Genomic DNA, 26,938 nt, shown 5'->3' on the forward strand with positions numbered 1-26,938 from the left:
CCTACTCGAGTTTCAGCCCCACCAACGGCCACGGGCTGGCTTGCCCCATGCCCCGTTTCTCGGCCAGGAACGCCCCCAGTGAAATCAACGCGCACAGGGTGGTCGCCAGCGCCAGCATGTCGAGAAAATGCAGCACCGGCTGCGCCAGGCCCAAACCAGAAACCGCCCAGGCCGCCGACGCACAAGGGGATACCGATGTAGCCATGCGGGTTCATTCACGCCTTGTTGCCAAGCGGTACCTGAGCACGGCTGCCCAACCGGCTCAGCCACACCGATGCCAGAATCACTGCCCCGCCGATGAACAGCCGCCCTAGCGGCTCGTGCTGGTTCCAGATCAACAGGTTGAGCAACAGCCCCACCGGCACATGCAGGTTGTTCATCACCGCCAGTGTCGCCCCGGAGACCAGGCACGCGCCCTTGTTCCACCAGTACAGGCCCAAGGCAGTAGGGCACAGCCCGAGGAACAGCAGCACCAGCCATTGCACATCGGTGCTCGGCAAGTGCTGGGCATTGCCGAACAGCACAAACGCCGGCAACACCACGATCAAGGCCCCCAGGTAGAAGTAGCCGAAGCGCGTGTAGTGCGGCAGGTTGCTGGGGTTTCGGGCGACCAGATGGCGGTACAGCACCTGGCCGGCGGCATAGGTGAAGTTGGCCAGCTGCAGCAGCAGGAAGCCGATGAAGAACTCGCCGCTGATGCTGTCGAAGCGGATCACCGCGGCCCCGGCCACCGCCACCAGCGCCGCGAGCAACGCCCACGGGTTGAAACGCCGGTTCAAGGCGTCCTCGATCAAGGTGACGTGCAACGGTGTGAGGATGGTGAACAACAGCACTTCCGGCACGGTGAGCACGCGAAAGCTCAGGTACAGGCACACATAGGTGATGCCGTACTGCAGCGCGCCGATCAGCAGCATCGAGCGCATGAAGCGCGGCTCGACCTGGCGCCAGCGGGTCAGCGGCAGAAACACCAGGCCCGCCAGCAGCACCCGCGCGAGCACGGCAAAGTAGCTGTCGACGTGCCCGGCCAGGTACTCGCCGATCAAGCTGAAGGAAAACGCCTGGATCAGCGCGACGATAATCAGGTAGCCCATGGTTGCCTCTCGTGGATCAAGGCGGCGACCTTAGCGGGTTGCGGCCGCTGTGTTCAACCATGAGGAATGTAGGGATGGCAGCGCACGCGGCCGTTCCGGTCCTAAAAGCAGACCGCCTTGGCCACGGCAAAATAGGTTCTTCACAGAATGTTGGGGAAGTGGGGCTGCTATGCGCTTGTCGGGAGATAGGGTGATGGCGGCTAGCTGCCTGTCTTGGATTTGGAGGTGGGGCGGAAATCGAGCGCCGCGCGGGCGGCGCTCGATCTCATAGGCGCTGCAAAACCCAAGACGGGCACCTGGTGGCCCCGAATCCAATCTCCAGGCATCCACAACCTCCCCCCAAAAAAAAGCCCGGCCATTGGCCGGGCAGGTACACCCAAAGGAGCAAACAAGGTGTCAGGGTTGGGAATTCGTTGACGCTCAGGCCACCGCAGCCAGTTTGGCCTTGGCCTGGTTGAGGCCCTTCTCGAAGAAGTCGCCGCTCATGTTCAGGCCCTCGGCATGGATGAAGTTCACATCGTGAATGCCGATGAATGCCATCACCTGGCGCAAGTACGGTTCCTGATGGTCGCTGGTGGCGCCGGCATGAATACCGCCGCGGGCAGTCAGGACGATGGCGCGCTTGCCGGTCAGCAGGCCTTGCGGGCCGGTCGGGGTGTACTTGAAGGTGATGCCGGCGCGCAGTACATGGTCCAGCCAGGCCTTGAGGGTGCTGGGGATGGTGAAGTTGTACATCGGCGCGGCCATCACCAGCACGTCGGCCGCCAACAGCTCATCGGTCAATTCGTTGGAGCGGGCCAGCGCGTCCAGTTCGGCGGCGCTGCGCTGCGCCTCGGGTTTCATCCAGCCTCCGAGCAGGTTGGCATCCAGGTGGGGCACCGGGCTCACGGCCAGGTCACGTACGTTGATCTCGTCGGCCGGGTGGGCCGCCTGCCATTGCTGGATGAAGTCGCGGGTCAGTTGACGGGAAACGGAATCCTGCTGGCGGGCGCTGCTTTCGATGATCAGTACGCGGGACATGGGGTGCCTCCATCGGCAAATAGGGTGCGATTCGATGGAGGTGAGATTAAGGCTTGACCTATCGATAAAAAAGCGTAAAAAGTGGGTTCAATCAATCGATTAATCAGTTTTATTCGGCCGCACAGTTCACGCCGATCCGCAGCTTGATGATCTGGCGATTGAACTTGGCGGTCACATCGACGCTTTTACCTGCCGGTACGTTCACCCGGCGCACCCGCGGCGCTTCCGGGCCGTTGCGGAACGTTACCTTGCAGGCTGCCGGTACCTGCCCGTAGTTGTTGAGGGTGATGGCACCAATATCGTAGGCAGTGTCGTAGGCGGTGTAGTCGAGTTTGACCCCGTCCAGCTGCTTCTCCACATCGATGGGGTAAGCCATGGCCCCGAGGGGCAGGCACATCAGTATTGCCGCACAACATTTCTTCATGGGGCGCTCTCCTTGGAAGAGCGCAGCTTAGGACAACAGGAGCGAAACATGAAAGCGCCGCGCGTAACCCTTGATCAGTGGCGAACCCTGCAAGCAGTGGTCGATCACGGGGGGTTTGCCCAGGCCGCCGAGGCACTGCACCGTTCGCAGTCATCGGTCAGCTACACCGTGGCACGCATGCAGGAGCAGCTCGGTGTACCGCTTCTGCGCATCGATGGGCGCAAGGCCGTGCTCACCGAAGCCGGCAACGTGCTGCTGCGCCGTTCGCGCCACTTGGTCAAGCAGGCCAGCCAGCTCGAAGACCTTGCCCATCACATGGAGCAAGGCTGGGAAGCCGAAGTGCGCGTGGTGGTCGATGCCGCCTACCCCAGCGCCCGGCTGGTGCGTGCCTTGAGTGCATTCATGCCGCAGAGCCGTGGCTGCCGGGTGCGTCTGCGCGAAGAGGTGCTGTCGGGCGTCGAAGAAGTGCTGCGTGAAGGCATCGCCGACCTTGCCATCAGCAGCTACAGCATCGGCGGTTACCTGGGTGCCGAACTGAGTGCGGTGGAGTTCATCGCCGTTGCCCACCCCGAACACAGCCTGCACCGCCTGGGCCGGGACATCACCTTCCAGGACCTGGAAAGCCAGCTACAGGTAGTGATCCGCGACTCCGGCCGCGCGCAACCGCTCGATGTCGGGTGGCTGGGTGCCGAGCAGCGCTGGACCGTCGGCAGCCTGGGCACCGCCACCACCTTCGTCAGCAGCGGCCTGGGCTTTGCCTGGTTGCCCCGGCACATGATCGAACGGGAGCTGCGCGAGGGGGTGCTCAAGGCGCTGCCGTTGGACCAGGGTGGCAGCCGCCACCCACTGTTCTACCTTTATTCGAGCAAAGAGAAGACCCTGGGCCCGGCCACGCAGATTCTCATCGACCTGCTGCGCAACTTCGACACCGCGCCCCTGGACGTGCCCTTCGCAGCCCCCCCGCAAGCCTGAGAGTACCGCGCCCATGGCCTATTTCGAACACGAAGGATGCTTGCTGCATTACGAGGAATATGGCCAGGGCGAACCCTTGGTGCTGCTGCATGGCTTGGGCTCCAGCTGCCAGGACTGGGAGCTGCAGATACCCCTGCTGAGCCATCACTACCGGGTGATTGCCATGGACATCCGCGGCCACGGCCGCTCTGACAAGCCCCGCGACGGCTACCAGATCGCCACCTTCAGCGAAGACCTGCTGGCTTTACTCGAACACTTGCAGACCGGCCCGGTGCACTTCGTCGGCCTGTCGATGGGCGGCATGGTCGGTTTCCAGTTCGCCGTCGACCACCCGCAGTGGCTGCGCAGCCTGTGCATTGTCAACAGCGCCCCCGAGGTCAAGCGCCGCACCCGCAGTGACTGGGCCTGGTGGGCCAAGCGTTGGGGCCTGGCACGCCTGCTCAGTGTCGAGACCGTTGGCAAAGGGCTGGCACAACGGCTATTCCCCAAGCCCGGGCAAGCCGACCTGCGCCAGAAGATGGCCCAGCGCTGGGCACGCAACGACAAGCGTGCCTACCTCAAGAGCTTCGACGCCATCGTCGACTGGGGCGTGCAGGAACGCATCGGGCAAATCCGCTGTCCCACGCTGGTGATCGCCGCCGACCACGATTACACGCCGATACAACTCAAAGAGCGCTACGTCGCCCTGATGCCCCAGGCCAGGCTGGTAGTCATCGACGATTCCCGGCACGCTACGCCCCTCGATCAACCCGAGGTCTTCAACCAGACCCTGCTGCAATTCCTTGCAGCCGCTTCCACCTCTCAAGGATCTTTGAGCCCATGCTGAAAAAACTCCTGCTCACCGCCTGCTCGGTTGCCTTCGCCACCAGCGTCATGGCGTCCGACAAGACCCCTCACGTATTGCTGGACACCAGCTTCGGTCAGGTCGAAATCGAGTTGAATGCCGAGAAGGCGCCGATCAGTACCAAGAACTTCCTCCAGTACGTCGACAGCGGTTTCTACAACAACACCATCTTCCACCGCGTGATCCCGGGCTTCATGGTTCAGGGCGGCGGCTTTACCGACCGGATGGCGCAGAAAGACACCCAGGACCCAATCCGTAACGAGGCCAACAACGGCCTGCTGAACACCCGCGGCACCCTGTCCATGGCCCGCACTTCGGACCCGAACTCGGCCACCAGCCAGTTCTTCATCAACGTGGCCGATAACGACTTCCTCAACCCCGGCCGTGACCGCGGCTATGCGGTGTTCGGCAAGGTGACCAAAGGCATGGAAGTGGTCGACCAGATCGTCAACTCACCGACCACTGTCAAGAACGGTATGCGCGACGTGCCGGCCGATCCGGTCTACATCAAGTCCGCCAAACGCATCGACTGACCGCAGGCTTCACAGGGATGTGAAACCGCCTGAGGGTCGGACGAACAGGAGTGTTGTCACCCATGCTGTACCGCCGTTTCGAAAGACTGATCGATATTTTCCGCGAGGCACCGAGCGAAGCGCCGCCGAGCACGGTGTGGCCGTTCTACCTGTATTACCTGCGCCAAGTCTGGCCCAGCTTTGTCGCCCTGCTGGTGGTAGGGCTGATTGCCTCGCTGATCGAAGTGGCGATGTTCAGCTACCTGAGCCGCATCATCGACCTGGCCCAGGGCACGCCCAATGCCAACTTCTTCAGCGAGCACAGCGGTGAGCTGATCTGGATGCTGGTGGTGGTGCTACTGTTGCGCCCGCTGTTCTTCGGCCTGCACGACCTGCTGGTGCACCAGACCATCAACCCAGGCATGACCAGCATGATCCGCTGGCAAAACCACACCTATGTGCTCAAACAGAGCCTGAATTTCTTCCAGAGCGATTTCGCCGGGCGCATTGCCCAGCGCATCATGCAGACCGGCAACTCGCTGCGTGATTCTGCGGTACAGGCGGTGGATGCGCTGTGGCACGTCCTGATCTACGCCGTCAGTGCACTGGTGCTGTTCGCCGAGGCCGACTGGCGCCTGATGCTGCCACTGCTGGCGTGGATCGCCTGCTACATCGGCGCGCTGTTCTACTTCGTGCCCCGGGTCAAGGCCCGCTCGGTGATTTCGTCCGACGCACGCTCCAAGCTGATGGGGCGCATCGTCGACGGCTACACCAACATCGCCACCCTGAAGCTGTTCGCCCACACCGATTACGAGCAGCAGTACGCCCGCGAGGCGATCCGCGAACAGACCGAGAAAACCCAGCTGGCCTCCCGCGTCATCACCAGCATGGACGTGGTCATCACCACCCTCAACGGCTTGCTGGTGGTCGGCACCACGGGCCTGGCGCTGTGGCTGTGGAGCCAGTCGCTGATCACCGTGGGCGCAATCGCCCTGACCACCGGCCTGGTGATCCGCATCGTCAACATGTCGGGCTGGATCATGTGGGTGGTCAACGGCATCTTCGAGAACATCGGCATGGTCCAGGACGGCCTGCAGACCATCGCCCAGCCGGTTACCGTCACCGACAAGCCCAATGCGCCTGCGCTGAAGGTAAGCCGTGGCGCGGTGCACTTCGACGACGTGGACTTCCACTACGGCAAGGCCAGCAACGTGATCGAGGGGCTCAACCTGGACATTCGCCCGGGCGAGAAGATTGGCCTGATCGGCCCGTCAGGCGCGGGCAAATCGACCCTGGTCAACCTGCTGCTACGCCTGTACGACGTGCAGGGCGGGCGCATCCTGATCGATGGCCAGGACATCGCCGAAGTGAGCCAGGCCAGCCTGCGCGCACAAATCGGCATGATCACCCAGGACACCTCGCTGTTGCACCGCTCGATCCGTGACAACTTGCTGTACGGCCGCCCCGAGGCCAGCGAAGCGGCACTGCACGAAGCGGTGCGCCGCGCCCGCGCCGACGAGTTCATACCACAGCTGTCCGACGCCCAGGGGCGTACCGGCTTCGATGCCCATGTGGGCGAGCGTGGGGTCAAGCTGTCTGGCGGCCAGCGCCAACGTATCGCCATTGCGCGGGTGCTGCTGAAGAATGCGCCGATCCTGATCATGGACGAGGCCACCTCGGCGCTGGACTCGGAGGTCGAGGCAGCGATCCAGGAAAGCTTGGAGACCCTGATGCAAGGCAAGACGGTAATCGCTATCGCGCACCGGCTTTCAACCATTGCCCGGATGGACCGCCTGGTAGTGCTGGACAAGGGGCATATCGTCGAAAGCGGCAGTCACAGTGAACTGCTGGCGCAACAAGGGTTGTATGCGCGGTTGTGGCATCACCAGACCGGGGGGTTCGTCGGGGTGGATTGAACCCGGCCGGTGCAGCCGAGGCAGGTTTCAATCCCTGCGGTAGGGCAACATCCCCCGCGCCTCCTCGGCATACCCCTGCACCCCTTCGCGCTCCTGCAACAAGAACCCCTCGACCGCCCGCCGCAACCCCGGGTGCAACAGGTAATGCCACGACCGCGTCAGCACCGGCTCGAACCCACGGATCAGCTTGTGCTCGCCCTGGGCCCCCGCATCAAAGCGCTGCAAGCCTTCAGCAATGGCAAAGTCCATGCCCTGGTAGAAGCAGGTCTCGAAGTGCAGCCGGTCGAATTCATCCAGGCACCCCCAGTAACGGCCATACAGGCTGTCGTCGCCCACCAGGCTCAGGGCCATGGCCACGTCACGCCCACCCTGCCTCGCCATCACCACCCGCAGTGCCTCGGGCATGCGCTCGGCCAGCAGGCTGAAGAATTCACGGGTCAGGTACGGGGCGCGCCTGCGTACCGCATACGTGTTGGCGTAGCACAGGTAGACAAAATCCCACTGCGCCTCCGTCAGTTGCTCCCCCCGGTACCACTGGAAGTCGATGCCCTGCCCGGCCACCTGTTCGCGCTCCTTGCGCATCTGCTTGCGCTTGCGCGAGCTGAGCGTGTCGAGGAAATCCTGGAAGTCTCGATAACCGCGGTTACGCCAGTGGAACTGGCAACCAAGGCGCTCCATCCAGCCTGGCAAGCTGGCCATCTGTTGGTCCAGGGCCGGGTCGGTGAAGTTGATGTGCGCACCAGAAAGCCCGCCCTTGCCCAGGTATTCGGGTAGCGCTTGCAACACCAGCAGGCCGTCGGCGGGGTCGGCAGCCAGCAGGCGCGGGCCGCTGACCGGGCTGAACGGCACCGCGCCGAGCAACTTGGGGTAATAGGCGATGCCTGCCCGCTCACAGGCATCGGCCCAGCCGTGGTCGAACACATACTCGCCAAACGAATGCCACTTGCGGTAGGCCGGCATGACCGCGCGCACCTGCCCTTCCCGTTCCAGCACCAAGTGCTCGGCCGCCCAGCCGGTCGACGGTGCAACGCTGGCGCTGTCCTCCAGGGCAGTGAGGAAGGCGTGGCGCAGAAATGGCTGGCCAGCGGGCACCAGGGCATCCCAGGTGGCCGCCGGAAGATCACGCAGATGAGCAAGGCTGTACAGGCTGGTCACGGTTTCGACTCGCTTTCTTGAGGCACTCAGTATCCCGGAAGAAGGGCCCATCACTCAAATGACGATCGCCCGGCCAACTCATTCATGCCCGATGGCTTAACAACAGTGCCACTAATTCGACATTAATCTGTAATCCCCCCTCGCAATACTTGCGCCTGTTTTCCGGAACCCCAGAACCTGTCTATTCAGGCCCTTTCCGAAGACATGCCAACACAGGGGCGGGCGCTGAGCCTCCCCCATTTTTTTCAGTAGGGAGAACCTTATGCGTCTTGTTTCCACACTTACCGGAGTGAGCCTCACCGGCATGATGCTGGCTCTGAGTACTCCGGCCAGTGCTGCTGTCGACGCCAAGTTGCTCGAAATGCTCCGCGCCAATGGCTCGATCAACCAGGCGCAGTACAACGAACTGCAAGGCGATCTGGCAAAAGAGACCAAGGAAAAGGCCGACCAGAAAGCTCAGTCCGAACGTATGAGTTCCTTTGAACAGAAAGTGGCATGGGCCGCCAAGACCCAGATCAAGGGTGATGTGCGCCTGCGCTACGAAGACGTCAACGTCGACGAGCCGAACAGCAGCAGCGGCAACCAGGACCGCCAGCGCGTTCGTGCCCGTGTCGGCTTCTACAGCGAGATCAACCCGCAAGTCGATGCCGGCGTACGCATCGCCACCGGCAGCAGCGCCGACCGCCGCTCCACCAACCAGAGCCTTGACAACTACTTCGACAAGAAGTCGCTGTGGGTCGACCTGGCCTACCTCGACTGGCACCCGACGGCGGTGCCGAACTTGCACCTGATCGGCGGCAAGATGCCCCAGCCATGGGTGAGCATGGGCGATATCATCTGGGACAGCGATATCAACCCCGAAGGCGTAGCAGCGACTTACAAGGCCGACCTGGGCGGCGCCGAAGTGTTCGCCAGTGCGGGCCAGTACACCCTCAAGGACAACGTCGACGGCGACGGTGTGCAGTACAAGCATGACGCGCAGGTCTACCACGGCCAGCTGGGTGCCAAGTTCGCCCCCGCCGACGTGCTGAAGGTCACCGTGGGTGCGAGCATCTATGGCTACGATAACGACAAGGAAGCGGCCATTCTGCAGTCGTTCGGCAACACCACCAACGAGTTCAACCTGGTGGAAGGCTTCGGCCAGCTGGACTTCACCGGCTTCGCCATCCCTCTGTCGGCCTACGGCCAGTACGTGAAAAACACCGAGAGCACCGACGGTGAAGACCAGGCCTGGCTGGCCGGTCTGAAGACCAAGGTTGGCGCCTGGAGCCTGGACTACAACTACCGCGATGTTCAGCGCAACGCCGTGGTCAGCCTGTTTACCGACTCCGACTTCGGCAACGGCTTCACCGGTTCGCGCGGGCACAAGTTCAAGGTCGGTTACGAAATCGACAAGAACTTCTCGCTGGGTGCGGCTTACCTGATGGCCAAGACCGATCTGTCGCAGTTGCCGAACAGCAATGCGGATGTCGATACGCTGCAGGTCGACCTGGAAGCCAAGTTCTAAGCAACCGCTTCTCTGTTTCACTCAAGGCGGGAAATGCCGACCCCATCCGGCATTTCCTGCCTTTTTTCGTCTGCCAGAAATGCGCCGGCCCCTTCGCGGGTAAAACCGCGAAGGGGCCGGTACAGGTCCTTACAAAAACCTAGCGCTTGCGCAGAATCACACTCCCCACCGAATACCCCGCACCAAACGAGCTCAGCACGCCCACCGCCCCCTCGGCCAAGTCATCCTGGTACAGGTGGAAGGCAATCACCGACCCTGCCGAACTGGTGTTGGCATAACGGTCCAGAATCACCGGTGCTTCTTCCTCGGTGGCTTCACGCCCCAGCAGCTTCTTGACGATCAGGTGGTTCATGCTCAGGTTGGCCTGGTGCAGCCAGAAGCGCTTGACGTCGCTCGGCTGCAGGTCGTTCGCCTCCAGGTGCTCACCGATCAGCTCGGCGACCTTCGGGCACACTTCACGGAACACCTTGCGCCCTTCCTGGATGAACAGTTTGTCTGCCGCCCCTTCACCCTCCTCCGCCGCGCGGTTGAGGAAGCCGAAGTTGTTGCGGATGTTATTGGAGAACCCCGTCCACAACTTGCTGCTGACAATCTCGAACTGGTGCTTGGACGTGGCCAGGTCGGCCCGCTCGATCAGCACCGCAGTGGCGGCATCGCCGAAGATGAAGTGGCTGTCGCGGTCGCGGAAGTTCAGGTGCCCGGTGCAGACCTCGGGGTTGACCATCAGCACCGAACGCGCCTGGCCCAGTTGCACACTGTTGGCGGCGGTCTGGATGCCGAAGGTGGCTGACGAGCAGGCGACGTTCATGTCGAAGGCGAAGCCCTCGATGCCCAGTTCCTTTTGCACTTCGATGGCAATGGCTGGATACGGGCGCTGCAGGTTGGAGCAGGCGACGATCACGCCATCGACATCGGCAGCGGTGCGGCCTGCACGCTCCAGTGCCTGGCGCGCTGCGGCCACGGCCATTTCGCACAGAACCGACGGCTCGTCATTGGAGCGTTCTGGCAGGCGCGGTTTCATGCGTTGCGGGTCGAGAATGCCGGCCTTGTCCAGCACGAAGCGGCTCTTGATACCCGAGGCCTTTTCGATGAAAGCAGCGTCGGACAGCGGCGCTGCCTCGATCTCACCGCGCTCGATGGCGGCGGCGTTGTCGCGGTTGAACTGCTGCGACCAGGTATTGAAGGACTCCACCAGTTCTTCGTTGGAAATGCTCTGGGCCGGGGTATACAGGCCGGTGCCGCTGATCACGACGTTATGCACGGTCGTTCCTCTGGTCAAAGGCCATCGCCACGGGGCGCTGGCTGGAAACATGACTGAATAATGGCACTTTAGTGCCAATTCAAAGGCGAGGGCCGCGCCCTTGTGGGCACGGGTTTACCCGCGAAGGGCCGCAATGCGGCCCCCAAACGCCTTGAAGTGTGCCACAAATCAAGGCAGTTAGCCTTCCACCTGGCTCCACTGTTTGCTCAATCGCTTGTCAGAAATCGGCACTTTCGTCCCCAGCTGCTGCGCGAACAACGACACCCGGTATTCTTCCAGCAACCAGCGGTACAACGTCAGTTGCTCATCGCGCTTGCCCTCCTGGGCGTGCTTGTCGGCGCGTTTCTTGTACTGGGCCCAGAGGTTGGCCAGCTCGCCGCTCCAGACGCGATCCTTCTGCACCTGCGAGCCCAGCTTCTCCAGGCGCAGCTCCACGGCCTTGAGGTAACGCGGCAGCTCCTTGAACCAGGCACCCGGGGTTTCGCGCACGAAGCCCGGGTACACCAGGTTGGCCAATTGTTGCTTGATGTCGTTCAGCGCCACCGCCTGGCTCAGGTCGATCTTGCCCTTGAAGCGCTTCTGCAGGCCATGCCACAGCTTGAGCACCTCCAGGGTCAGGCGCGCCAGGCGCTCGGCATGCTCGGCCCAACTGCCACGCTTGCGCTCAGCCAGCCCGGCCAAGGCCGCACCGTCACGGGGCAGCGGCTGTTCGCCTTCAAGGATGCAGCTGTCCAGGCTGGCCAGCAGAATGTCTTCGACCAGCGCCTCGACACGGCCCAGCTCGCGGTACAGCAAGCCCAGTTCGGTCAGCCCGGGCAGCTTGCCGCGCAAAAACTTGGCAGGCTCTGCCAACTGCTGCAACAACAGGCGCTGCAAGGCGCGGCGGTGCTGGAACTCGGCTTCGGCCTGGGTCGAGAAACGCCCTTCGCGAACAGTGCCGTTTTCCTCCACCAGCGCCGGGTACACGGTCATCGACAGACCGGCGATCTTCTGCTGGGTGGTCTGCGCCACTTCGCTGAACGCTTTCGCCTGCACCGGCCGTTCGGCGTTTTCGCTGCGTGGCACCGCCAGCGCGGCCTGGCTGGCAGCGGCGAAGCGCGCGGTCAACTCGGCCAGGTCGCGGCCTTCGCCAAGGAACTTGCCCTGGGCATCGACCACTTCGATGTTCATCCGCAGGTGGCCTTCGACCAGGCTGACAGATTCTGCCCAGGCCTCGTCGGAAACACGTGCACCGGTCATGCGCAGCAGCTCCTGGCCCAACGCCTGGGGCAGCGCGCCCTGGCCGAAAGTCATGCGGGCCAGCGAAGCTTTGACGAAGTCCGGCACCGGCACGAAATTCTTGCGCAGCGCCTTGGGCAGGTTGCGCACCAGCGCCACGCACTTGGCTTCGAGCAGGCCCGGCACCAGCCACTCCAGGCGCTCGCCCGGCAGGCTCGGCAACAGCGGTGCCGGTACCCGCACCGTCACGCCGTCGCGCGGGTGGCCCGGTTCGAAGTGGTAGCTCAACGACAGGCGCAAGTCCCCCACCTGCAGGCTGTCCGGGTACTGCGCTGCGGTGACTTCGCTGGCCTCACGGGCCAGCACGTCTTCCTCGCGCATGATCAGCAGGTTGGCGTCCTTCTGGCTGGTCATGCGGTACCAGGCATCGAAGGTCGCGGTCTGGTGGATGTCCTCGGGCAGGCGCGCTTCGTAGAAGGCGTAGAGGGTCTCTTCGTCGGCCAGAATGTCGCGCCGGCGGGCCTTGGCCTCCAGTTCGTCGAGCTGTTCGAGCAGGCGCTTGTTGGCCGACAGGCACTTGGCCCGCGACTGGATTTCGCCGCCCACCAGCCCCTCGCGAATGAACAGCTCCCGCGATGTCACCGGGTCGATCGGGCCGAAGTGCACCGGGCGGCGGCCAACCAGAATCAGCCCGTACAAGGTGATCTGCTCGTACGCCACCACCTGCCCGCGCTTCTTCTCCCAATGCGGTTCGAAGTGGTTCTTCTTGACCAGGTGGGCCGCCAGCGGCTCGATCCAGTCGGGCTCGATGCGGGCGACCATGCGCGCATACAGCTTGGTGGTTTCCACCAGCTCGGCGGCCATCACCCACTGCGGACGCTTGCGGCCCAACCCCGAGGACGGGTGGACCCAGAAGCGCCGTTGGCGGGCACCTTGGTAATCGCCCTCCTCGGTCTTCTGGCCGATCTGGCTGAGCAGGCCGCTGAGGATTGCCTTGTGCATCCGTTGGTAATCGGACGGTTCCTTGTTGACCGTCAATTGCAGGTCACGGCAGATCAGCGCCAACTGGCGGTGGGCGTCACGCCATTCGCGCAGGCGCAGGTAATTGAGGAAGTTCTTACGGCACCAGTTGCGCAGCGGGCTGGCAGTCAACGCCTGGCGCTGCTCCTCGAAGCCCCGCCACAAATTGACCAGCGCGGCGAAGTCGGAGTCGACGTCCTTCCACTGGGCATGCGCCTGGTCGGCCGCCTGCTGGCGCTCCGGCGGCCGCTCGCGCGGGTCTTGCACCGACAGCGCACTGGTGACGATCAACACTTCCTGCAGGCTGCCCTGACGGGCGCCTTCAAGCAGCATGCGGCCTAACCGTGGGTCGATGGGCAAACGCGCCAGTTGCCGCCCGAGCGGGGTCAACTGGTTTTCGCGGTTGACCGCCGAGAGCTCCTGCAACAGGTTGAAACCATCGCTGATAGCCTTGCCATCCGGCGGCTCGATGAACGGGAACGCATCGATCGCACCCAGGCGCAGGTGCAGCATCTGCAGGATCACCGCCGCCAGGTTGGTGCGCAGAATCTCCGGGTCGGTGAACGCCGGCCGGCCGTTGAAATCCTCTTCGCTGTACAGGCGCACGCAGATGCCAGGCTCGACCCGGCCGCAACGGCCTTTACGCTGGTTGGCACTGGCCTGGGATACCGCCTCGATCGGCAGGCGCTGGACCTTGGCCCGGTAGCTGTAGCGGCTGATGCGGGCGGTGCCGGTGTCGATCACGTAGCGAATGCCCGGCACCGTCAGCGAGGTCTCGGCAACGTTGGTGGCCAGGATCACCCGGCGCCCGGTATGCGACTGGAAAATGCGCTGCTGCTCGGCGGGTGACAGGCGTGCATACAGCGGCAGAATCTCGGTATGGCGCAGTTGCGCCTTGCGCAGGATCTCGGCCGCGTCGCGGATTTCCCGCTCACCCGGCAAGAAGATCAAGACATCACCCGGCCCCTTGCCCTGGCTGCGCTCGTGTTGCGCCAGTTCATCCAGGGTGGCGAGGATGGCCTGGTCGACGGTGAGGTCATCCTCGATCTGGTTGCCTTCCTCGTCCTGCTCGCTGGTCAGCGGGCGGTACCAGGTTTCTACCGGGAAGGTGCGCCCGGAGACTTCAATGATAGGTGCACCGTCGAAGTGCTTGGAGAAACGCTCGAGGTCGATGGTCGCCGAGGTGATGATCAGCTTCAGTTCCGGGCGGCGGTGCAACAGGGTCTTGAGGTAGCCGAGCAGGAAGTCGATGTTGAGGCTGCGTTCGTGGGCTTCGTCGACGATGATCGTGTCGTAGCGTTCGAGAAAGCGGTCGTGCTGGGTTTCAGCCAGCAGGATGCCGTCGGTCATCAGCTTGACCAGGGTGTTGGAATCACTCTGGTCCTCGAAACGCACCTGGTAACCAACCAGCCCACCAAGCGGCGTGCCGAGTTCTTCGGCGACACGGGCGGCGACGCTGCGCGCAGCAATCCGGCGTGGCTGGGTATGGGCAATCAGGCCATGGCTGCCGCGCCCCAGCTCAAGGCAGATCTTCGGCAACTGGGTGGTCTTGCCCGAGCCGGTCTCACCGGCGATGACCAGCACCTGGTGCTCGGCCAGCGCCTTTTTGATCTCGTCACGCTTGGCTGCAATGGGCAGGCTGTCGTCGTAACGCACGGTCGGCACGCTTTGCTGGCGCGCGGTGACCTGGGCGCAGGAGGCCTGGACCTTTTCCGCCCACTGGGCGAGCTTGGCCTCGTCGGGGCGCTTGCGCAGCTCATGCAGTTGCCGACGCAGACGATGGCGGTCGGCGATCATGGCGTGGTCGAGGTTTTTCAGGAGCTGGTCGATGGCTTGATCTGTCATGGGGCTTTTTAGTGATGCAGGTGGGCCTGCTTTTTCATGATCGGCATTTGAAGAGGCGCGATTGTCGCAGATTTGCCCGTTCTCTGCTGGCTCCTGCACCCAGCACCTCGCCGCAAATGTTTAGCCGACACCGATGTAAAGGTTGCCATTCACTGCTTTAATCAACCTTACGCCGCATGTGAGTATCAAAGGCATGATCCCTGCCCCGTTCACCGTGCCCCCGCAGTCCCGCCCTTCGCTCCCGAAGGCCCGGACCCGTGCCGGTGAAAATCCGCTGGTGCACATCATCCTCGCGTTCTGGGCCTTGTGGCACTGTCGCCACGCACGCCCACCGGATACTTCGCTCACGCATCACTGACCAAACCCGGCCCGCTGCTGGCCGATCGTTTCAGTTTGACCCCACGGTTGCCCGCGGCGGTCATGTGCGCCCATGAGCGAATCCGACATGCACTTTGCAAACCCCGAACACGCCAGCCAGTTTCTGGCCGACAACCCCGATATCGAGCTGATCGAACTGTTCATCCTCGACGCCAACGGTGTACCCCGCGGCAAGCTGCTGCACCGCGAGGAACTGCTGGCGGTGTACCAGACCGGTCGCCCGCTGCCCAGCACCATCATGGGCCTGACCCTCAACGGCGATGACGTCGAAAACTCAGGCCTGGTCTGGGATGTCGGCGACATCGACTGCCGCGCCTACCCGCTGGAGGGCAGCCTGGTACGCCTGCCGTGGCGGCGCGTGCCGACCGCCGCAGTGCAGGTCAGCATGCACCCCAGCGAGGGCCTGCCGGCCAGCATTGCCGACCCGCGCCATGTGCTGCTGCGCACCATCGATGCACTCAAGGCTGACGGCTACCACCCGGTGATGGCCTGCGAGCTGGAGTTCTACCTGCTCGACCAGAAGCGTGATGCCCAGGGCCGACCGCAGCCTGCCCTGGACAACGACGGCGGCCGGCCACGCAGCACCCAGGTGTATGGCCTGCGTGAGCTTGAGCAGATCGAGCCGTTTCTCGCCGACCTCTACGCTGCCTGCAAGGCCCAGGGCATTCCGGCCCGCACGGCGATCTCCGAGTATGCACCCGGCCAGGTGGAAATCACCCTTGAGCACGGCGATGCCCTGGCGGCAATGGACCAGGCCGTACGCTACAAGCGCCTGGTCAAAGGCGTGGCCCATGCCCATGGCATGCAGGCCTGCTTCATGGCCAAACCCTTCGCGCAACTGGCCGGCACCGGCATGCACATGCACCTGAGCCTGGCCGACAGCGCCGGCAACAACCTGTTCGCCAGCGAAGACAAGGCCGGTACGCCACTGTTGCGCCAAGCGGTGGCCGGCATGCTGCGCCACCTGCGCGATTCGCTGTTGTTGTTCTGCCCCAACGCCAACTCGTTCCGCCGCTTCCAGGCCAACAGCTACGCGCCACTTGCGCCGACCTGGGGGGTCGACAACCGCACGGTCAGCCTGCGGGTACCAGGCGGCCCGGCCAACAGCCGGCACGTGGAGCACCGCATCTGCGGCGCCGATGCCAACCCGTACCTGGCGGCAGCGGCAATCCTCGCCGCCAGCCACCGAGGTATTCGCGAACAGCTGGACCCTGGCGCCCCCGTTGAAGGCAACGGCTACGCCCAGGCCACCGAGCACCTGCCCACCGACTGGCTGACCGCCCTGGATGCCCTGCAGCATTCGGACTGGGCGCGCGAAGCACTGGGCGCGGACTTCCTCGGCGTGTACCTGAAGGTCAAGCGCGCCGAGTACCGCCAGTTCATGGCCGAAGTCAGCGAGCAGGACTGGCGCTGGTACCTGCACCAGGCTTGAGCCCCATTCATAACAAGGAACACCCATGAACGCAGCACTGAACCAGGGGCCGGCCCAACGTGCGCCGTCCTATTACAACGCCACCCTGAATGACCATACGCAGTACCCGACCCTCAAGGGCACCGAGCAGGTAGACGTGGCGATCATCGGCGGTGGGTTCACCGGCGTGGCCACTGCCGTGGAGTTGGCCGAGCGCGGCCTTAAAGTGGCTATCGTCGAAACCAATCGCATCGGCTGGGGTGCCAGCGGGCGCAATGGCGGGCAGGTGACCGGCAGCTTGTCGGGCGACGAAGCCATGCGTACACAGATGCGCAACCGCCTGGGCAGCGAGGTGGATGATTTCATCTGGCACCTGCGTTGGCGCGGGCACCAGGTCATCGAGCAACGGGTGGCCCGCTACGGTATCGACTGCGACCTCAAGCGCGGCCACCTGCATGCGGCGATGAAACCGTCGCACCTGAACGAGCTGCGCGGGTTCGAGGCCGAAGCCCAGCGTCGCGGCATGGACGACCAGGTGCAGATGCTCGACCGTAACGCCATGGCCCAGCACCTGCAAAGCCCGCTGTACCTGGGTGCATTGAAGAACCGACGCAACCTGCACCTGCACCCGCTCAACCTGTGCCTGGGCGAGGCGCGTGCCGCCCATAGCCTGGGGGCACTGATCTTTGAAAACTCAGAGGTGCTGGACATCGTCCACGGCCCGCGCCCGGCAGTAGTGACAGCCCAGGGGCGGATCGAAGCCCGCCAGGTGATGCTGGCGGGCGATGTCTATCACAAGCTGGAACAGCGCAAGCTCAAGGGCAAGATCTTCCCGGCCATGGGCGGCATCGTCACCACCGCACCGTTGGGCGAGCTGGCCGAGCAGATCAACCCGCAGGACCTGGCGGTATACGACTGCCGTTTTGTCCTCGACTATTACCGCCTGACCGCCGACAAGCGCTTGCTGTTTGGCGGCGGCGCCAACTATTCCGGGCGCGACTCACGCGATATCGAAGCAGAGCTGCGCCCGTGCATCGAGCGCACCTTCCCGGCGCTCAAAGGGGTACCGATCGAGTTCCAGTGGAGCTGCGCCATGGGTATCGTGGTCAATCGCATCCCGCAACTGGGCAAGCTCTCGGACAATGTCTGGTACTGCCAGGGCTATTCCGGGCATGGCATTGCCACCAGCCACATCATGGGCGAGATCATGGCCGAAGCGCTGACCGGGACTCTGCAGAAGTTCGACACCTTTGCCCAGTGCAAGCATGTGCGGGTGCCAATGGGGGAACTGCTGGGGAATCCGCTGTTGGCGGCGGGAATGTGGTACTACCAGATGCTTGAAAAACTGCGCTGATCGACGCGCGTGCTGGTGTAGGAGCGGCCTTGCGTCGCGAAAGGGGCGCGTAGCGGCCCTAGATTTCAGCTTCGCCGCATAGTTTCAGCTTCGCCGCATAGATTGTCGGGGCCGCTTTGCGGCCCTTTCGCGACGCAAGGCCGCTCCTACATCGATCGCTGCGTGGGTTAGGCGATCTTTTTGAGGCCTTGCTTCTTCAGCTCTTCGTCACGCAATTCACGGCGCAGGATCTTGCCCACGTTGGTGGTCGGCAACGTATCGCGGAACTCGATGTAGCGCGGCACCTTGTAACCGGTGACGTTGGCACGCATGTGCTCCATCACCTGCTCCTTGGTCACGGTCATGCCCGGCTTGACCACGATGAACATCTTGATCACTTCACCCGACTTCTCATCCGGCACACCAATGGCCGCGCACTGCAGCACACCGGGCAAGCCGGCGAGCACGTCTTCCAGCTCGTTGGGGTACACATTGAAACCCGAGACCAGGATCATGTCCTTCTTGCGGTCGACGATGCGCATGTAACCGTCCGGCTGAATCAACGCGATGTCACCGGTCTTGAGCCAGCCTTGGCTGTCGAGGATCTCGGCGGTGGCGTCCTCGCGCTGCCAGTAGCCCTTCATCACTTGCGGGCCCTTGATGCACAGTTCACCCACCTCGCCCAGCGGCAGTTCATTGCCACTGTCGTCGATGACCTTGCACAGCGTCGAGGGCACCGGGATACCGATGGTGCCGACCTGGTTGGCCTCGGACGGGTTGACCGCAGCCACCGGGCTGGTTTCGGTCATGCCGTAACCTTCGCAGATGGCACACCCGGTCACGGCCTTCCAGCGCTCGGCCACGCTCAGTTGCAGGGCCATGCCGCCAGACAAGGTGATTTTCAGCGCCGAGAAGTCCAGGGCGCGGAACCCCTCGTTGTTGCACAGGGCGACGAACAAGGTGTTGAGGCCGACGAAGCCGCTGAATTTCCACTTGCCCAGCTCTTTGACCATCGCCGGCAAATCACGCGGGTTGCTGATGAGCACGTTGTGGTTGCCGATCAGCATCATCGCCATGCAATGGAAGGTGAAGGCGTAGATGTGGTACAGCGGCAGCGGCGTGATCAGGATCTCGCAACCTTCATGCAGGTTCGAGCCCATCAGCGCCCGGCACTGCAGCATGTTGGCCACCAGGTTGCGGTGGCTCAGCATCGCGCCCTTGGCCACGCCCGTGGTACCGCCAGTGTATTGCAGCACCGCGACGTCGCTGCCTTGCGGGTTGGCTTCGGTAACCGGCTGGCCCTTGCCCAGTGCCAGGGCGTCGTTGAAGCGCACGGCACGCGGCAGGTTGTAGGCCGGCACCATCTTCTTCACGTACTTGATGACACTGTTGATCAGCAGGCGCTTGAGCGGCGGCAGCAGGTCGGCCACTTCGGTGACGATGACATGCTTGACCTGGGTCTTGGGCAGCACTTTTTCAGCCAGGTGGGCCATGTTGGCCAGGCACACCAGCGCCTTGGCGCCGGAGTCGTTGAACTGGTGCTCCAGCTCCCGCGCGGTGTACAGCGGGTTGGTGTTGACCACGATCAGCCCTGCACGCATGGCGCCGAATACCGCTACCGGGTATTGCAGGACATTGGGCAGTTGCACGGCAATGCGATCACCCGGCTTCAGGTCGGTGTGCTGCTGCAGCCAGGCGGCAAATGCCCCCGACAGCGCATACAGTTCGCCATAGGTGATAGTCTTGCCCAGGTTGCTAAAGGCCGGTTTGTCGGCAAAGCGTTGGCAGGATTGCTTGAGTACCGCCTGGATATTGGGGAATTCGTCAGGATTGATTTCCGCCGTAATCCCGGCTGGGTATTTATCCTTCCAAAAATGTTCGATCATGGAAGCCCACTCCTTCAGCAACAGCGAAGTTCGATTCACGCGTCGATGCGCTTATTATTGATATGTGATGACGGCTCATTGCAAACCGGATCATCTGAAAGCGGCCCGAGAGTAACAGCTTTGCCAGGGGTCGCCTAGAGGCCAAAACAGGCCTTACGGTCACAAAAATGACTCAATGAACAATGCAGGTCATTTTTAGAGTAATTATCCAAAATGTCGCAAAACGGGCCGAAAGGCCCGCTCTAGAGGCGTATTTGCAGCCTTGTCAGGCAATGTCACGCAGCTCGCGCCGCAGAATCTTGCCCACCGGTGTCATCGGCAGCGAGTCGCGCAGCACAATGTGCTTGGGCACCTTGTAACCGGTGAAGTTGGCCTTGCAGTAAGCCTTGAGCTCATCCACGCTGACTCCGCCCTCACGCGGCACCACGAACAGTTTCACCGCCTCGCCGGAGCGCTCGTCGGGTACGCCGATGGCGGCGCAACTGGCGACTTGCGGATGGGCCATGATCACGTCCTCGATCTCGTTGGGGTACACATTGAAGCCCGAGACGATGATCATGTCCTTCTTGCGGTCGACGATACGGGTGAAACCATCGGGGTCGATCACCGCGATGTCGCCGGTCTTCAGCCAGCCCTGGGCGTCCAGGGTCTGCGCCGTGGCCTCCGGTTGTTGCCAGTAGCCCTTCATCACCTGCGGGCCCTTGATGCACAGCTCGCCCCGCTCGCCCAGCGGCAGCTCGTTGCCATCGTCGTCGATCACCTTGAACGCCGTGCCTGCCACCGGGATGCCTACCGTGCCCAGGCGCGCCAGCTGGCCGTAGGGGTTGGTGCTGGCTACCGGCGACGTCTCGGTCAGGCCGTAGCCTTCGACGATACGGCAGCCCGTGAGGCTCTCCCAGCGCTCGGCGGTGGCCTTGACCAGCGCGGTGCCGCCAGAGTTGGTGACCTTCAGCGCGGAAAAGTCCAGTTGCCTGAAGCCTGGATGGTCCATCAGCGCGACGAACAAGGTATTGAGCCCCAGCAGGCCGGAAAAACGCCACTTGCCCAGCTCCTTGACGAAGCCGGCGATGTCGCGTGGGTTGGTAATCAGCACGTTGTGGTTGCCTGTGACCATCATGCACATGCAGTTCGCGGTAAACGCGTAGATGTGGTACAGCGGCAGCGGCGCGATCATCACCTCCTGGCCTTCCTTGATCATCTTCTGCCCGTCTGGCCCGTGCTGCGAGAAACACGCCAGCACCTGGAGCATGTTGGCCACCAGGTTGGCGTGGGTGAGCATGGCGCCCTTGGCCAGGCCAGTGGTGCCACCGGTGTATTGCAACACGGCGATGTCGTCGAGGCTCAGCGGCACCGGTTTGTGGCTCAGCGAACGGCCCTCACGCAGCACCTGCTTGAACGACACCGCCTGGGGCAATTGATAGGCCGGCACCATCTTCTTCACTTTGTCGACCACGGTGTTGACCAGCCAGCCCTTGGCGGTGGGCAACAGGTCGCCCATCTTTGCTTCGATAAGGTATTCGATGCCGTTATCGGGCAGCACTTCCTGCACGCGCTTGCCGAACATGTTCAGGTACACCAGGGCACGGGCGCCGGCGTCCTTGAACTGGTGGCGCATTTCACGCTCGGTGTACAACGGGTTGGTGTTGACCACGATCAGGCCCGCGCGCAACGCACCGAACACGGCGATCGGGTACTGCAGCACGTTGGGCATCTGCACGGCGATGCGATCGCCCGGGGCCAGGTCGGTATTGTGCTGCAGCCAGGCTGCGAAGGCCGCCGACTGGCGCTCCAGCGCCGCGTAGGTAAGGGTGACGCCGAGGTTGCTGAACGCCGGGCGGTCGGCAAAGCGCTTGCAGGAGCGTTCGAACACCTCGACGACAGAGGTATAGGCATGGATATCGATGGTGGAAGGCACGCCCGCAGGGCGCTTGTCATTCCAGAAGTCGGCTTGCATTTATTATTGTTCCTCTGCCTGGACCTGCTACCGGTAGCGGGTCATGTAATCCTTTGACCTGGTCGCCAATGGCAAACAGGCGTTGAACCGACGTTAGCAGGTAAGCCGAAGGCGGCATATACGCCAAGCTCCGCCATTAACATTGTGAATCTTATTTGTGCCCTTCCTGCAATCCAGCCGGTTGCGCATACACTGTGCGCGTACCCCTGCGCAAAGGACCGGCCATGCCCCACGACGCCTTCTGGCTACCCGCCAGCGAGCATTGCAGCCTCTATGTGCACCAATGGCTGCCGACAACCCCGGTGAAGGCCGTGGTGTTGCTGGCCCATGGCATGGCGGAGCACGCCGGGCGCTACCGGCGCCTGGGCCAGGCATTGAGCGAGGCCGGCTTTGCGCTGTTCGCCGCCGACCAGCGCGGCCATGGCCGCACCGCCGAGCTGGGCAGCCTGGGCCTGTTCGCCCGCAATCATGGCTGGAATGCCGTGGTCAATGACCTGGGCTTGCTCGCCCAGCACATCGGTCAGCAGTACCCCGGCACACCGTTGTTCGTGTTTGGCCACAGCATGGGCAGCTACATCGCCCAGGCGTACCTGCTGCACCACAGCGCCAGCGTGCAGGGGGCGATCCTCAGCGGCTCCAACTTCCAGCCGGCTGCGTTGTACCGGGTGGCGCGGCTGATTGCCCGGCTGGAGGCCTGGCGCCAGGGGCCGCTGGGCAAGAGTGCGCTGATAGACTGGCTGTCATTCGGCGCGTTCAACAAGGCCTTCAAGCCTAACCGCACGGCCTTCGACTGGCTTAGCCGCGACCCTGGCGAAGTGGACCTGTACGTGAATGACCCCCTGTGTGGCTTTCGCTGCAGCAACCAACTGTGGCTCGACTTGCTGCAAGGCTTGGCGCAGATCAGCCAGGCAAGTACCCTCGCGCAGATCGATCCGAACCTGCCATTGCTGGTGATTGGCGGCGAATGTGATCCGGTCAGTGCCGGCAAGCGTCTCACCCATCTGGCCGACGCGCTGCGCGCGACCGGCAACCGGCATGTACAGCTGCGCGTCTACCCACAAGCGCGGCACGAAGTGCTCAACGAAACCAACCGTGACGAGGTCACCGCCGATATTCTCGGCTGGCTCGAACAGGCGCTGGCCCTTGGCCGCCCTGCGCGCAGTGAATGATAGGCACCCTCGCCCCACCGCTTAAGGAAGCCCCGATGTCCCAGGTCACCAACACGCCTTACGAAGCCCTTGAGGTCGGCCAGAAAGCCACCTATGAGAAGTCTGTGGAAGAACGCGACATCCAGCTGTTCGCTGCGATGTCCGGTGACCACAACCCGGTGCACCTGGATGCCGAGTTTGCGGCCAAGAGCATGTTCCGTGAACGCATTGCCCATGGCATGTTCAGCGGCGCGCTGATCAGTGCCGCAGTGGCCTGCACCCTGCCTGGGCCTGGCACCATCTACCTGGGCCAGAAGATGAGCTTCCAGAAGCCGGTAAAAATCGGCGACACCCTGACCGTGCGCCTGGAAATCCTCGAGAAGCTGCCCAAGTTCAAGGTGCGCATCGCCACCAATGTGTACAACCAGAACGATGAGCTGGTCGTCGAAGGCGAGGCCGAAATCCTGGCGCCGCGCAAGCAGCAGACCGTCGAGCTGGTATCGCCACCGCATTTCGTGGCCAGCTGATTTCAGCACAGGCCGCTTCGCGGAGGTTCGGGGCGCCGAACCACCGCGAAAAGGGCTGCAAATACCCTTACCCCAATTCGCGTAGACGGCTTTCGATATGCCGTCGCTCCGGCGCCTGCCGGGTCAACGCCAGTGCCTGCTGCCAGGCCGCGCGTGCCTCTTCGACATGACCCAACTGAGCATGCAACTGCGCCCTTGCCGCATAGGCCAGGTGATAATCGCGCAACTCCCCCGCCGCCAGAATCGCTTCAACCTCCGTGAGCCCCACCTGCGGCCCATCACGCTTGGCCAGCGCCACCGCCCGGTTCAGCGCCACCACCGCGGACGGCCAGTAGCGTTGCAACACATCGTACAGCCCGACGATTTCGTCCCAGTCCGTCGCATCGGCCGTGGCCGCCTCGGCATGCACCGCGGCAATCGCCGCCTGTACGGTGTAGGCGCCATAGGCCCGGCTTTGCAGGGCGTGGCGCACCAGCGCGCAACCTTCTTCGATACACTCGCGGTCCCACAGGCTGCGGTCTTGTTGCTCAAGCAGCACCAGATTGCCCTCGGCGTCTGTACGCGCACGCTGGCGCGACGCCTGCAACAGCATCAACGCCAGCAAGCCAAACCCCTCCGGGTCGGGTAGTAGTTGCACCAGCAGGCGGCCAAGGCGAATCGCTTCGTCAGTCAGATCTTGCTGCAGCAGGGCGTCGCCGGACGATGCCGAGTACCCTTCATTGAACACCAGGTAGATCACCCGCAATACGCTCTCGAGGCGCTCGGGCAACTCATTGAGCACCGGCACCTGATAGGGGATGCCGGCATCGCGGATCTTGGCCTTGGCCCGCACGATGCGCTGGGCGATGGTGGCCGGGCTTTGCAGAAACGCTCGAGCAATCTGCTCGGTGGTCAGGTCGCAGACCTCGCGCAGGGTCAGCGGCACCTGGGCGTCGCCGGCCAACGCCGGGTGGCAGCAGGTGAAGATCAGCCGCAAACGGTCGTCGCCGAGCAGTTCTTCGTCGCTGGGGTCTTGCGCCTGGCCTTCCAGCAGCATGATCAGGTCCGCCTGGGAGCGGTCGAAGCGGGCACGTCGACGTAACGCGTCGATGGCCTTGAAACGGCCGGTCGAAACCAGCCACGCCCGCGGGTTGTCGGGGATGCCATCACGCTGCCAGCGCTCGACGGCAATGAAGAACGCATCGTGCATGGCCTCCTCGGCCAGGTCGAAATCCCCCAGCAGGCGAATCAAGGTCGCCAGGATGCGCCGGGAATCGCGACGGTAGACTGCCTCGACCTCGGCGCGCACCTGCGCCAGCGTCACCATCAGTCCGGCATCCGCTGGGCCACCACCTCCACCAGGCGGTCCAGGCTTTCTCCCCAGCCTTGGTGAAACCCCATTTCTTCATGGGCACGGCTGTCGGCGGCGCTCCAGTGCCAGGCGCGGGCGGTGTATCGGGTTTGGCCGTGTTCCTCGTCGAAGGTCACCACGGCGGTCATGAAGGCTTTGTTTGAAGGCACCCAGCCTGGCCCGAAAGCGTCGGTGAACACCAACCGCCGGGGCGCGGCGATCTCCAGGAACACGCCCTGGGTTGGGTACTCGGTACCGTCCGGGGCGCGCATCAAGGTACGGAACAGGCCACCAACCCACAGCTGCATTTCGCATTCGGGGGTGGTCATGCCATGTGGCCCCCACCATTGCATCAGCCACTGGGGCTCGGTCCAGGCGCGGAACACCTTGGTCGGTGGTGCGTCGATCAGGCGGCTGATGGACAACTCGTGCTGCGCTTGCGCAGGGTGTGCAAGGCTCATGCTGGTTGTTCTCCGTTATTGTCAGGGTTGCAGTTCGCGCACAGGCCGCACTTCCACACTGCCGACCCTGGCGGCGGGTATGCCCTTGGCGATGTTCAGCGCCTCGTTGAGGTCGCGGGCATCCACCAGATAGAAGCCGGCCAGTTGCTCCTTGGTCTCGGCGAACGGGCCATCGGTGAGGCTCATCTGCCCATTGCGCACACGCACCGTGGTGGCGGTCTGCACCGACTTCAGCGCCTCGGCCGCGAGCATGCGCCCGCCGCCCTGCAGGGATTCGGCGTACGCCATGCACTCGGCGTCTTCCGGGCTGTCGGGCAGGCTGTGCAGCAGCCCTTCGTCACAATAGACCAGGCACAGGTATTTCATGGTCGCCTCCAGGGCATTGGCACAGTGCGTTTGGCGATATCGGCTCAGGGCTTGAGATCGAACAGGGCTTTCTGGGTGTCCATGTCGAAGGGTGCCGACCAGTGTTCGTGGATCACCTGCCATTGCCCGCCTTGGCGGCGATAGCCGACCGTGACGCGCATGAAGCCACACTGGCTTTCGTCATCGGACGGGCCGCAGCGGTTCAGCCAATGGGCCAGGCCCAGGTCGCCGTCGGCGTACACGGTGAGTTCGGCCAGTTCGAAGACCATCGGGCCGGTGCAAAAGCCCATGCACATTTCCCAGTGGGCCTGGTAGGTGGCTTTGCCTTTGAATTGCAGTGCCTTGATGGCATCGAAGGCGACGATGTCGTCGGCATAGGGGGCGGTGATGGCCTGGACGTCGCGGTCGCGCACAGCTTGCATCCAGCGGTCGATCAGTTGGCGAATTTCGTTTTCGGCTGAGGTGCTCATCGGGGTGCTCCGATCGTTTGAGGTTTTGGCACAGATTTGGGCTGGGCCTTCAACTCTGGTCGAACGGTAGACGGGGGAATCGACAGGGTGGTGAAATTATTTTTGTTGCCGGAAAGAAAGGGTTGGGCCGGCAGGTGCATGCCTACACTGCCGAACTGGCGAGAATAAATTCACGATACCCCGAAACAATCACATAAACCGCGAAATAGCAGAAGATCGCCGCCGACAACAGGTACGACCAGGTCAGCAGCCGGTCGCCAAGCAAGCGCCCGCCATGGCTGGCAATACCACACAGGCTCAGACACCAGACCAACCCAGCAGCAAAAAAGCCGCTAAGGAACAACCCGGCATCCAGCAAACTGCCACCGCCGGAGCGTGAAATCAGCACCCCACCGACAGCCGCGAACCACAAAATCGCGGTGGGTGACGACATGGCCAAAAAGATCCCTCGCAAAAACTCGCGCCAACCGGACTCCACCACCACGTCTGCCCGCGCCTCCATGTGCCCGCCGCGCCACGCGGCCAGCAGCATCTTCACCGCAAACCACACCAGCAGCGCCGAACCGCCCAGCCACAAGGTCCAGCGCACGCTTTCGAACTGCAACAGCACGGTCATCCCGGCCAGCGCGGCAACGGCATAGATCAAGTCACCCACGCAAGTCCCAAGCCCCAGCCAGAAACCTTTGAGAAAACCACGCTGCATGGCCAAGGTGATCATGGCGATGTTGGCGATGCCGATGTCCAGACACAGGGACAGGCTGAGGAGAAATCCATTGGAAAAAGGCATTGAGCACTCGATGACCGGCCAATTAAGCGCCGTAGAGCCTGCCACGAGTGATCACTCGATTGAAAGCGCAAATTCCCCCATGACAGTGGGCGCGGTACCCCC

At 63.1% G+C, this 26,938-nt stretch carries 23 protein-coding genes; 9 read left to right on the forward strand and 14 right to left on the reverse strand.

The genetic code is table 11. The features are described 5' to 3' along the window. Position 1: 1 nt before the first annotated feature. The 4 genes from LOY26_RS19800 to LOY26_RS19815 all read right to left on the reverse strand — a co-directional run bounded on the left by LOY26_RS19800 (position 2) and on the right by LOY26_RS19815 (position 2,535). Positions 2-205 carry a hypothetical protein gene (locus tag LOY26_RS19800; RefSeq protein WP_258714024.1) on the reverse strand — a complete coding sequence of 68 codons (204 nt, stop codon included), beginning with the start codon at positions 203-205 and terminating at the stop codon, positions 2-4. 10 nt (positions 206-215) lie between these two features. Beyond that, complete coding sequence (locus LOY26_RS19805; protein ID WP_033699658.1) at positions 216-1,091, reverse strand: carboxylate/amino acid/amine transporter; 876 nt, start codon at positions 1,089-1,091, stop codon at positions 216-218. A gap of 420 nt (positions 1,092-1,511) precedes the next feature. Then, positions 1,512-2,111 carry an FMN-dependent NADH-azoreductase gene (locus LOY26_RS19810; protein ID WP_033699661.1) on the reverse strand — a complete coding sequence of 200 codons (600 nt, stop codon included), beginning with the start codon at positions 2,109-2,111 and terminating at the stop codon, positions 1,512-1,514. Positions 2,112-2,220: 109 nt separating this feature from the next. Further along, the gene (locus LOY26_RS19815) at positions 2,221-2,535 is read right to left on the reverse strand and encodes a hypothetical protein (RefSeq protein ID WP_033699663.1); all 315 of its coding nucleotides are present in this window, start codon (positions 2,533-2,535) and stop codon (positions 2,221-2,223) included. A 48-nt stretch (positions 2,536-2,583) separates the two neighbouring features. Here LOY26_RS19815 and LOY26_RS19820 point away from each other — a divergent pair, with 48 nt between their 5' ends. From LOY26_RS19820 to LOY26_RS19835, 4 genes are all read left to right on the forward strand, one after another. Beyond that, complete coding sequence (locus LOY26_RS19820) at positions 2,584-3,507, forward strand: LysR family transcriptional regulator (RefSeq protein ID WP_033699665.1); 924 nt, start codon at positions 2,584-2,586, stop codon at positions 3,505-3,507. A gap of 13 nt (positions 3,508-3,520) precedes the next feature. Then, positions 3,521-4,333, forward strand: coding sequence for an alpha/beta fold hydrolase (locus tag LOY26_RS19825; RefSeq protein WP_186663935.1), 813 nt, complete (start codon positions 3,521-3,523; stop codon positions 4,331-4,333). Further along, positions 4,327-4,884, forward strand: coding sequence for a peptidylprolyl isomerase (locus LOY26_RS19830; RefSeq protein WP_258714025.1), 558 nt, complete (start codon positions 4,327-4,329; stop codon positions 4,882-4,884). The genes LOY26_RS19825 and LOY26_RS19830 overlap by 7 nt, the downstream gene beginning before the upstream one ends. A gap of 62 nt (positions 4,885-4,946) precedes the next feature. Next, positions 4,947-6,779, forward strand: a complete 1,833-nt coding sequence (locus tag LOY26_RS19835) for an ABC transporter ATP-binding protein (protein WP_033699671.1) — start codon at positions 4,947-4,949, stop codon at positions 6,777-6,779. Between the two features lie 27 nt (positions 6,780-6,806). On the opposite strand, the gene LOY26_RS19840 is transcribed toward LOY26_RS19835, so the two are convergent. Then, positions 6,807-7,934, reverse strand: coding sequence for a GNAT family N-acetyltransferase (locus LOY26_RS19840; RefSeq protein WP_033699673.1), 1,128 nt, complete (start codon positions 7,932-7,934; stop codon positions 6,807-6,809). Positions 7,935-8,196: 262 nt separating this feature from the next. Here LOY26_RS19840 and LOY26_RS19845 point away from each other — a divergent pair, with 262 nt between their 5' ends. Next, positions 8,197-9,441: a putative porin gene (locus tag LOY26_RS19845; RefSeq protein WP_047583807.1), complete on the forward strand. Its 1,245-nt coding sequence runs from the start codon at positions 8,197-8,199 to the stop codon at positions 9,439-9,441. 139 nt (positions 9,442-9,580) lie between these two features. On the opposite strand, the gene LOY26_RS19850 is transcribed toward LOY26_RS19845, so the two are convergent. Both LOY26_RS19850 and hrpA read right to left on the reverse strand, forming a co-directional pair. Next, positions 9,581-10,702 (reverse strand): beta-ketoacyl-ACP synthase III, encoded by a 1,122-nt coding sequence (locus LOY26_RS19850; RefSeq protein ID WP_186663929.1) that lies wholly within the window; start codon positions 10,700-10,702, stop codon positions 9,581-9,583. A 177-nt stretch (positions 10,703-10,879) separates the two neighbouring features. Next, on the reverse strand, positions 10,880-14,785 hold the full coding sequence (gene hrpA / locus LOY26_RS19855) for an ATP-dependent RNA helicase HrpA (protein ID WP_258714026.1): 3,906 nt from the start codon (positions 14,783-14,785) through the stop codon (positions 10,880-10,882). 445 nt (positions 14,786-15,230) lie between these two features. Here hrpA and LOY26_RS19860 point away from each other — a divergent pair, with 445 nt between their 5' ends. Beyond that, positions 15,231-16,595 carry a glutamine synthetase family protein gene (locus LOY26_RS19860; protein WP_033700192.1) on the forward strand — a complete coding sequence of 455 codons (1,365 nt, stop codon included), beginning with the start codon at positions 15,231-15,233 and terminating at the stop codon, positions 16,593-16,595. A 25-nt stretch (positions 16,596-16,620) separates the two neighbouring features. Continuing rightward, positions 16,621-17,928 (forward strand): FAD-binding oxidoreductase, encoded by a 1,308-nt coding sequence (locus LOY26_RS19865; protein WP_258714027.1) that lies wholly within the window; start codon positions 16,621-16,623, stop codon positions 17,926-17,928. Between the two features lie 167 nt (positions 17,929-18,095). Here LOY26_RS19865 and fadD1 read toward each other — a convergent pair whose 3' ends face one another. Both fadD1 and fadD2 read right to left on the reverse strand, forming a co-directional pair. Further along, entirely contained in the window at positions 18,096-19,793 is a 1,698-nt protein-coding gene (gene fadD1 / locus LOY26_RS19870) for a long-chain-fatty-acid--CoA ligase FadD1 (RefSeq protein WP_186658103.1), read from the reverse strand. A 265-nt stretch (positions 19,794-20,058) separates the two neighbouring features. Then, on the reverse strand, positions 20,059-21,747 hold the full coding sequence (gene fadD2, locus LOY26_RS19875) for a long-chain-fatty-acid--CoA ligase FadD2 (protein ID WP_258714028.1): 1,689 nt from the start codon (positions 21,745-21,747) through the stop codon (positions 20,059-20,061). Positions 21,748-21,971: 224 nt separating this feature from the next. Between fadD2 and LOY26_RS19880 the strand changes: the two genes are divergently transcribed. Beyond that, complete coding sequence (locus LOY26_RS19880; RefSeq protein ID WP_033699684.1) at positions 21,972-22,916, forward strand: alpha/beta hydrolase; 945 nt, start codon at positions 21,972-21,974, stop codon at positions 22,914-22,916. 35 nt (positions 22,917-22,951) lie between these two features. Further along, positions 22,952-23,422 (forward strand): MaoC family dehydratase, encoded by a 471-nt coding sequence (locus tag LOY26_RS19885; protein WP_033699686.1) that lies wholly within the window; start codon positions 22,952-22,954, stop codon positions 23,420-23,422. Between the two features lie 67 nt (positions 23,423-23,489). On the opposite strand, the gene LOY26_RS19890 is transcribed toward LOY26_RS19885, so the two are convergent. The 5 genes from LOY26_RS19890 to LOY26_RS19910 all read right to left on the reverse strand — a co-directional run bounded on the left by LOY26_RS19890 (position 23,490) and on the right by LOY26_RS19910 (position 26,836). Continuing rightward, positions 23,490-24,728 carry an RNA polymerase sigma factor gene (locus LOY26_RS19890; protein WP_186658105.1) on the reverse strand — a complete coding sequence of 413 codons (1,239 nt, stop codon included), beginning with the start codon at positions 24,726-24,728 and terminating at the stop codon, positions 23,490-23,492. Beyond that, a complete protein-coding gene (locus LOY26_RS19895) occupies positions 24,728-25,213 on the reverse strand; it encodes an SRPBCC family protein (protein ID WP_258714029.1) in 486 nt (161 codons plus the stop codon). The genes LOY26_RS19890 and LOY26_RS19895 overlap by 1 nt, the downstream gene beginning before the upstream one ends. Before the next feature lie 21 nt (positions 25,214-25,234). Continuing rightward, positions 25,235-25,579, reverse strand: coding sequence for a YciI family protein (locus tag LOY26_RS19900; protein WP_033699692.1), 345 nt, complete (start codon positions 25,577-25,579; stop codon positions 25,235-25,237). Positions 25,580-25,623: 44 nt separating this feature from the next. Further along, positions 25,624-26,049 (reverse strand): nuclear transport factor 2 family protein, encoded by a 426-nt coding sequence (locus LOY26_RS19905; RefSeq protein ID WP_186658108.1) that lies wholly within the window; start codon positions 26,047-26,049, stop codon positions 25,624-25,626. Positions 26,050-26,191: 142 nt separating this feature from the next. Beyond that, a complete protein-coding gene (locus LOY26_RS19910) occupies positions 26,192-26,836 on the reverse strand; it encodes a LysE family translocator (protein ID WP_033699695.1) in 645 nt (214 codons plus the stop codon). Positions 26,837-26,938 lie beyond the last annotated feature (102 nt).

Source organism: Pseudomonas sp. B21-047, assembly GCF_024748775.1.
Taxonomy (GTDB): Bacteria; Pseudomonadota; Gammaproteobacteria; order Pseudomonadales; family Pseudomonadaceae; genus Aquipseudomonas; species Aquipseudomonas capeferrum.